The 7,928-nt window shown below is 65.3% G+C and carries 8 protein-coding genes; 3 read left to right on the top strand and 5 right to left on the bottom strand.

The features are described from left to right. The coding region (locus A5625_RS21255) for a sigma-70 family RNA polymerase sigma factor (protein WP_156748434.1) at positions 1 to 502 on the bottom strand (502 nt) is incomplete at its 3' end. Positions 503 to 1,228: 726 nt separating this feature from the next. Between A5625_RS21255 and A5625_RS21250 the strand changes: the two genes are divergently transcribed. Next, the gene (locus A5625_RS21250; protein ID WP_066998545.1) at positions 1,229 to 2,122 is read left to right on the top strand and encodes an SDR family NAD(P)-dependent oxidoreductase; all 894 of its coding nucleotides are present in this window, start codon (positions 1,229 to 1,231) and stop codon (positions 2,120 to 2,122) included. A gap of 69 nt (positions 2,123 to 2,191) precedes the next feature. Here A5625_RS21250 and A5625_RS21245 read toward each other — a convergent pair whose 3' ends face one another. Next, entirely contained in the window at positions 2,192 to 2,863 is a 672-nt protein-coding gene (locus tag A5625_RS21245; protein WP_066998542.1) for a TetR/AcrR family transcriptional regulator, read from the bottom strand. 212 nt (positions 2,864 to 3,075) lie between these two features. Here A5625_RS21245 and A5625_RS21240 point away from each other — a divergent pair, with 212 nt between their 5' ends. Continuing rightward, the gene (locus A5625_RS21240; RefSeq protein ID WP_066998539.1) at positions 3,076 to 4,842 is read left to right on the top strand and encodes an amidohydrolase family protein; all 1,767 of its coding nucleotides are present in this window, start codon (positions 3,076 to 3,078) and stop codon (positions 4,840 to 4,842) included. A gap of 41 nt (positions 4,843 to 4,883) precedes the next feature. Here A5625_RS21240 and A5625_RS21235 read toward each other — a convergent pair whose 3' ends face one another. After that, positions 4,884 to 5,489 carry a TetR/AcrR family transcriptional regulator gene (locus tag A5625_RS21235; RefSeq protein ID WP_066998537.1) on the bottom strand — a complete coding sequence of 202 codons (606 nt, stop codon included), beginning with the start codon at positions 5,487 to 5,489 and terminating at the stop codon, positions 4,884 to 4,886. 191 nt (positions 5,490 to 5,680) lie between these two features. On the opposite strand from A5625_RS21235, the gene A5625_RS21230 reads away from it, so the two are divergent. Continuing rightward, positions 5,681 to 6,226: a bifunctional 2-polyprenyl-6-hydroxyphenol methylase/3-demethylubiquinol 3-O-methyltransferase UbiG gene (locus tag A5625_RS21230; RefSeq protein WP_066998533.1), complete on the top strand. Its 546-nt coding sequence runs from the start codon at positions 5,681 to 5,683 to the stop codon at positions 6,224 to 6,226. 12 nt (positions 6,227 to 6,238) lie between these two features. Here the strand turns inward: A5625_RS21230 and A5625_RS21225 are convergent, their stop codons facing one another. Further along, complete coding sequence (locus A5625_RS21225) at positions 6,239 to 7,615, bottom strand: DEAD/DEAH box helicase (RefSeq protein ID WP_066998530.1); 1,377 nt, start codon at positions 7,613 to 7,615, stop codon at positions 6,239 to 6,241. A gap of 13 nt (positions 7,616 to 7,628) precedes the next feature. Then, a complete protein-coding gene (locus tag A5625_RS28600) occupies positions 7,629 to 7,787 on the bottom strand; it encodes a hypothetical protein (protein ID WP_232003774.1) in 159 nt (52 codons plus the stop codon). Between the last annotated feature and the right edge of the window lie 141 nt (positions 7,788 to 7,928).

Below are 7,928 nucleotides of genomic sequence, written 5' to 3'. Positions count from 1 at the left end.
GGCACTCGACGATTTCTTCGCGCGGTACCTCAAGCACCTGAGAGAGCTCACCGGCGGTGGGTGCGCGCCCCAGCTGCTGAGCCAGATCAGCGGTGGTCCTGCTGATCTGTACGTGCAGTTCACGCAATCGGCGCGGGACGCGCATTCCCCAGCTGTAGTCACGAAAATAACGCCGGACCTCGCCCATCATCGTGGGAACCGCGAACCCGATGAAGCTCGGGCCCTTGGCGGGATCGAACCGGTTGACGGCGTTCATCAAGCCCAAACGAGCCACTTGAACCAGATCGTCCAGACCTTCGCCGCGGCGGGCGAAATGGCTGGCCACGTGGTCAGCCAGCGGGAGGCATCTGGAGACAATGCGTTCGCGCTGGTGGGCGTACTCGTGCGATTCGGCTGGCAGCTGACGTAGCGCCAGAAACATCCCGACAACGTCGTCGTAAGAATCGTCTGATCTCGAGGTGGGGCGGGGGGCTGGACGGGTCGCAGAAATTACATTGGTCATCGGCTGGCGCATCCCATGTTCACTCGACGAGTCGGGTAAACATTTGTGCGCGAACAAGTTTGCATTGCTGACTCACTCCTAGAGTCGTGTGCAGCGTAAGGAATCGGTCGCAGCCATGCCACAGCCTCCACTGCATCCCTATCCGCAGGACGGTCGATAACCCAACGCACACAGGAGCGGGGCGCAGACTCGGATTTGATTCGCCGGAGCCATGCCAAGCTCAGTAGCCGTGCGGCTGACTGGACCGCTTTTAGCTAAACGGCGACACGTCCATAACGGACTTCATTGGAGACTATACGCCCCATCGCATCAGCCGGCGATGGCTTGGGGCGGTGATTCTGTAGAGATTCTTAACGGTTTCCGTGGTGTAGCGATTGAGGTCAGCAACCCGTCTGGGGTGAGGTTCGGGGATTCGCTCATGCTGCGCAGATGTCCGTCGAGCTGCGGTGTTCACGGCCACCGGTAGCTGACGAAGAAGCGCTCGGTGCTGGCCGCAAACAACTCGCGATCAAAGCCGGCCACGGTGCCATTGGGTAGCGGCGCCCGCAGCATCGACTGCGCGGCTCCGGCGAGGGCCGGATTCGCTACTCAATTTGTGGTTCGGCTGGGTACTGTTCGCCTAATGTTCGTGCCCCCTGCCCAGCCCATGCACTTCAAACGACGGCGAGAGCAATTCGCGTGCAACGCTTTACACGAAGCTCCGGGTAGCTCTCACCGGAGCCCGCGGTGAGCTCGAACGGCGCTGCGGGTTTGCTAGCCGGGCACGGCGTGGTGGTATCGGGCGGCAGCCGCGGCATCGGACGTGCGGTCGCCGAGCTGCTGGCCAGCCTCGGAGCCGGTGTCGTCGTCAATGGGCGTGACGAACACGCCGTGCATGAGACGGTTGCGGCCATCACCGCGGACGGCGGGCGCGCCAGCGCCGTGGTGGGGGCAGCAGACGAAGAGCGCATCGCCCGGTCGCTCGTCGACGAGTGCGTCGAAACGTTCGGGCGCCTGGACACCCTGATCAATTGTGCCGGCATAGCCGAACCCCCCGGTTCGTCGATCCTGACGATCTCTGCGCAAGCGTTCGACCGCCTGATCAGCGGCCACCTGGGCACGGCGTTCCATACCTGCCGGGTGGCCGCGCCGGTACTGGCCACACAGGGGCACGGAGCCATCATCAACACCAGCTCGGTGGCGTTCCTGGGGGATTACGGTGGGACCGGATATCCGGCGGGTAAGGGCGCCGTCAACGGTCTGACGATGGCCATCGCCGCCGAACTGAAGCCCTACGGCGTCCGGGCCAACGTGGTGTGTCCCGGCGCCAGGACACGGCTTTCCACCGGCGCCGAGTATGAAGAACACATCGAAGACCTGCACCGCCGCGGGCTGCTCGACGAGATGACCATGCGGGCATCGCTCGACAGCGCTCCGCCCGAGTTCGTCGCACCGGTCTACGCCTATCTCGCAAGCGATCTCTCGCGAGACGTCACCGGCCGAATCTTGGTTGCCGCAGGCGGATTCGTGGGCAGCTTTGACCGCCAAACGCCCCGATTGCTCGGCTACCGGGACCATCATCAGGCCGGGCCGTGGTCGCCGCAGGACGTCCAACAGATGGTCGACGGCGCAAATCGGTGATGATTTGGCCAGCACCGCCGGACACAACAACAAATGCGTATGGTCAGCCTTTGCGATGACACGCCCAGGTCAGGACGCCTTCGACGAGCGCCGGCGGGTGCGCGGCGGTTCGTGTGCGCCCAGCGCGTCCATGGCCCGCACCATCTGCGGGTAGGCGATCGCCGGCCCGATCCAGCGGGTGAGGTAGCGCCGGAGATCGGCACCGCTACGCGGCGGCCGTCCTGGGTCGGCCAGGAAGGAATGCAGAACCCGCAGCGAGAATTCGTTCAGCTCGTCCAGGCCTGCCTCGTCGAAACCGTAGTGCTCCCAATCGATGTCGTAACGATGCAGCATCGAACGGCCGAACGCCAAAGCGGTGTCGGAGATGATCGATACCTTCTGGCCGCCGCGGTGACGTTGGTTGAGCACGAATTCGACCTGGTTGTCCGAGGCCAGCTCTTCGACGGCAAAAGCCATGCCCTCGGTAATGGCGACGACCGGGTCGGTGACACCCTCGAGGTGGGCGGCCATCCGATCCAGGAAGCCGTCGGCGGACCGCATAGCCGACGCCACCAGCAATGCCTGCGTGCCGAGGAAGTACCGGTAGACGGTCTGCCGGGTAACCCCCAGCGCCCGTGCCACGTCGGCGATCCGCATCGCCGAGCCGCGTTCGTCGATGATCTTGTCGGCGGCGTCGAGGATGCGTTCGATCGCCTCCGCATCGGACGCCGGCGTATTACCTGCCCAACCGTGACTGCGCATGATTAACGGACGGCAAACCTGTAGCTGGTGAACACCACAGCTGGATCATAATGTCTTGGCGACGCCATCGTTGCTGGCTAACCGCCCAGCCGTGCACCGGTAACCCGGCAAGACAATAAGCGCTTTATGTATGATCACTGCGGATCTGGATACCGTCGGATCGACAGACCCGACCGCATCCCAGGCGTCCGGCGCAACAGAGAGGCCGACCGATGCAGTACGACATCGTGATCACGAACGGACGCTGGTTCGACGGGACGGGCGGGCCATCGGCCTACCGGGACATCGGCGTGCGTGACGGCCGCGTCGTGACCGTCGCCAAGGGGCCGCTCGACACGACCGGCGCCCAGGTGATCGATGCGACCGGCCAGTGGGTGATTCCCGGCATCATCGACATCCACACTCATTACGACATCGAAACTCTCTGTGAGCCAGCGCTTTTGGAATCACTGCGGCACGGCGTGACGACCGTGATGCTAGGCTCCTGCTCGCTGTCCACGGTGTATCTGGACAACGTCGACGCGGGCGACATCTTCGGTCGCGTCGAGGCGATTCCGCGGCAGTATGTGATCGAGCATCTCAATGAAGCCCGGTCTTGGCGCAGCCCGAAGGAATATGTGGCCGCACTCGAGCAGCTGAATCTCGGCCCTAACGTCGCGGCGTTCATCGGTCACTCCGACATGCGCGCCGCCACGATGGGACTGGACCGGGCCACCCGCAAAGACATTCGCCCGTCGGCGGCCGAACTCGCGCGGATGGAGTCGATGCTGCAAGAAGCTCTCGACGAAGGCTTCGTCGGGTTGTCTTCGCAGCAACTGCTGTTCGACAAGCTCGACGGTGAGGTATGCAGATCGCGCACCCTGCCGTCCACCTACGCCAAGCCGCGCGAACTCCGGCGCCTGAACGCTATCCTGCGGCGGCGCAACAAAATTCTGCAGTCCGGCCCCGACATCAAGAACCCGTTCTCGATCGTTTCCCAGCTGGCCACCTCGCTCGGGGTGGGCCGCCCGCGACTGAAGACCAGCCTGCTGTCGGCTGCCGACGTCAAATCCTTGCCGCCGGTCATCTACCTGATGGACTGGCTCGCCCGGATGGTCAATGCCCTCGGCGCGAATTTCCGCTGGCAGCATCTGCCGGTGCCGTTCGAGGTGTACGCCGACGGAATCTCGTTGGTGATCTTCGAGGAGTTCGGGTCCGGCGCTGCGGCACTGCACCTGCAGGATGAGTTCGCCCGCAACGAGCTGATGCGCGACGAGGGCTATCGGCGTCGGTTCCGCAAGGACTACGACCAGAAATACGGGCCCAGGGTGTGGCATCGGGACTTCTTCGACGCCGAAATCGTGGCATGCCCCGATGAGTCGGTGGTCGGTAAGTCGTTCGGGCAGGTCGGTCTGGACCGTGGCGGTCTGCATCCGGTCGACGCGTTCCTCGATCTGGTGCTCGAGCACGGCAAGAAACTGCGCTGGCGCACGACGATCTCCAACCACCGGCCCGAGCTGCTGAAGAAGCTTGCGCAAAGCCCCAATGTTCAAATGGGCTTCTCCGATGCGGGCGCGCACCTGCGCAATATGGCGTTCTACAACTCGGGTCTGCGCCTGCTGCGGCACGTGCGCGACGCCGAGAAGCGGGGCACGCCGTTCATGTCAGTGGAGCACGCCGTACACCGGCTCACCGGCGAGCTCGGGGCGTGGTACGACATTGACGCCGGCACCCTGCGCGAAGGCGACCGCGCCGACATCGTCGTCATCAACCCCGACAAGCTCGACGAGTCACTCGACCGCTATGCCGAGCATCCGGTCGAGTCCTACGGCGGGTTGTCGCGGATGGTGAACCGCAACGACGACACGGTAACCGCCGTGCTGGTGTCCGGGAGGCTTGCGTTCGGTGAGGGTGAAGCCTCCCCGGAGCTGGGCGCGAAGCGATTCGGTGAGTTCCTGCGGGCGGGGCGCTCGTCCCGACAGCTCGCCCACACCGGCTGACCGTCGCGCCCGGAGCTAATCGGCCTGCGGCAGTGGCACTTTCAGGCCACCGACGCGCCGAGGATGAGGTTGACCGCCTCGTCGAGCTGTCCGGAGATCTCGGCGAAGCTGACAAACCGGGCGGTCATCAAGGCGCCGGAAAAGGTCATCAGCAGCGTAGATTTCACGGCTCGGGGCCAACCCGGCCCGAGCGCTGCCCCGATTCGTTTGGCCACTTCTGCGCCGATTTCTTCCCGCAGGGGTTTGACCGCCGGATCATCGGCCATCAGGGCGGCGCCGCATGCGGCGGTCAGCTCCGGCTCATCGGCGACGACGACAGCCATGTCCCGCAGGGTTGCGCTGACCCGGGTCTTGGTCGTGTGGTTGACGTCGGTATGTAGCGGCAGGTCCCGTAGGAAGCGCAGATACACCGCCGCGACCAGCGCGCTTTTCGACGGGAAGTATGTGTAGGCACTGGCCGGTGACACCCCGGCACGAGTCGCCACCGCCCGCATCGTCAGGTTGGCGTACGACGACCCACGCAGCTCTTCCAAGCCGGCATCTAAGACCTTGCGGATCGTCTGCCCGGGCCGCCGATCCGACCGGCGGGCAGCACCGGCGCCGGCCGCATTCCGGGCCACGACCGGAAACGACGCATCTCTAGACACTCGTCCAGTGTAGAAACGGGGCCTGCTGCCAACAACATCCGCTGCTGGCGACCGGTCCCCGTTCTTACTGCCGCTTTGGCCGCGCCCAGTGTGGTGCCGCTAGTTGGGTCACGCAAGGTCTGGCGCGCATTTACAGACAGCCGTCTAGAACGCGTCCGGTGGGCACCGCCATTGGTTCTACAGTGGCGCCTATGGGCGAAGCGGACCGGCATCGCTGGGACGAACGGTATGCGGCCAAGGGGCCGCCTCCGTTGAGTTCGGTTGCGCCGCCGCCCGTTTTCGCGGCCCATGCGGAGCTGTTCCCCAACGCCGGCAGGGCCCTCGACTTGGCCTGCGGGCAGGGCGCGGGTTCGGTCTGGCTGGCGCAACGGGGCCTGCAGGTAGTGGGGTTGGACATTTCCCCGGTGGGCATCAGTCACGCACGAGAGCTGGCGCAGCGTGCCGCGGTCGGTGGTCGCTGTCGCTTTGACGTCGTCGACTTCGATGCCGGTCTGCCGACCGGGACCCCGGTCGACGTCATCCTCTGCTACAAGTTCAGGGACCCGCGCCTCGACCGGGCGATCATCGAACGGCTGTCGCCGGGCGGGCTGCTGGCGATTGCCGCGCTAAGCGAGGTCGGAGCGGGTCCCGGTCCCTTTCGCGCCGAGGCCGGCGAGCTGCCCGCCGCCTTCGCCGGCCTGGAGTTGATCGACAGCGGCGAATGTGACGGACAGGCGTGGCTGCTGGCCCGACGCTGATTCCTCCGGCGGCTAGCCGGTGCTTCCTTGCGCGCGGCTGGACCGGCGACGATCCGGCCGTCGCGCAGCTGTAGCGGTGCGGTGAGACATCGCCGATTCGGTCGGTGTGGGATTCGTCCTCGGTGACCGGCTGCTGCGGCGACGCCGCTGCCCGCCGGTGTTCGTCGTCCGATGCTGCTGAGGCGGGCGCGAAGGCATCCGGGCCGGCGCTGGGGCCTGGTAGGGCGCGACCTCACCCACGAGTGTTTGCACCGCCTCGGATGCGGCGGTGACTTGCTGGGGCGCGACCTTGATGCCGGCTTTGCGCATCAATGCCCGGGTGTGTTCGCGCTGATCGGGCAGCACCACCGTGACGACATCGCCGGCGCTTCCGGCCCGCGCGGTGCGCCCGGATCGGTGCAGATAGGACTTGTGCTCGCTGGGCGGGTCGATGTGCACGACGAGCTCGACCTCGTCGACGTGCACCCCCCGCGCGGCGATGTCGGTGGCCACCAACACCCGGGCACCACCGGAGGCGAACAAGGCAAGGTTGCGTTCGCGCGCTGGCTGAGACAGGTTGCCGTGCAAGTCAACTGACGGAACACCGGATTCGGTGAGCTGTCTGGCGAGCTTGCGTGCCTGATGCTTGGTGCGCAAGAACAGGATCCGGCGCCCGGTGCCGGACGCCAGCCGGTGCACCACCTCTTTCTTGGCCTCGGTATCGGCGACATGGAAAACGTGATGCGTCATCTCGGATACCGGCGAGTTGGCTTCGTCGACCGAGTGCAGCACCTCGTCGCGAAGGAACCTCTTCACCAGCTTGTCGACGCCGTTGTCGAGGGTCGCCGAAAACAGCAGTCGCTGGCCACCATTCGGCGTGGCGGCCAGGATCCTGGTGACGCCGGGCAGGAAACCGAGATCGGCCATGTGATCGGCTTCGTCGATAACGGTGATCTCGACAGCCTCGAGGCTGATCACGCGCTGCTTCATCAAATCCTCCAGCCGGCCCGGGCAGGCGACCACGATGTCGACGCCGGATTTGAGGGCGGCCACCTGGCGGCTTTGTGAAACGCCGCCGAAGATCGTGGTGATCCGCAGACCGCAGCTTGCCGCCAGCGGCTCGAGAGTCGCGGTGATCTGGGTGGCCAGCTCTCGGGTCGGCGCCAGTACCAGGCCCGACGGCCGCGAGGGGTGCCGGTTTCCCTGTGACAGGCGGCTGACCAGCGGGATTGAGAAGGCCAGGGTCTTCCCGCTGCCCGTTTTTCCTCGACCGAGTACGTCGCGACCGGCCAGCGTGTCCGGCAGGGTCTCGACCTGAATCGGGAATGGATGTGTGATGCCACGCTTGGCGAGCGCATCGACTATCTGGTTGCGCACGCCAAGGTCGGCGAAGGTCTTGTGGGTAGTCACTTTTCGGTGCCTTTCAGGCATCGGTGGTGCCGTGCGCCGCAGGCGAAAGCGCCGCGCGCGGCATCGGCACGAGGTGGCGAGATTGCCGGATGGCAAAATCGATCGCCGCGAGACAAGCTAGTGCGGGTGCACGGATCATCTGGGTGTCAAGCGCGATCTTCTTCGCTGACACGGTGGGATGAGGAAGCGTTCCACGACGGTGTTGGCAGGCAATGTCAGGTAGCCAACGTTGCCGCCAGCGTAGCGTACCGGAACCCGATCTGCTAAATGGCCGCCAAGTTCGCCGAGCGGCGCTGCGAGTCGACGCCCTGGC

Origin of the sequence: Mycobacterium sp. 1465703.0 (assembly GCF_001672975.1) — a bacterium.
In the GTDB taxonomy this organism is placed as follows: Bacteria; Actinomycetota; Actinomycetes; order Mycobacteriales; family Mycobacteriaceae; genus Mycobacterium.
Note: the sequence above shows the minus strand (reverse complement) of the source record. Positions and strands in the feature narration are given on the sequence as shown.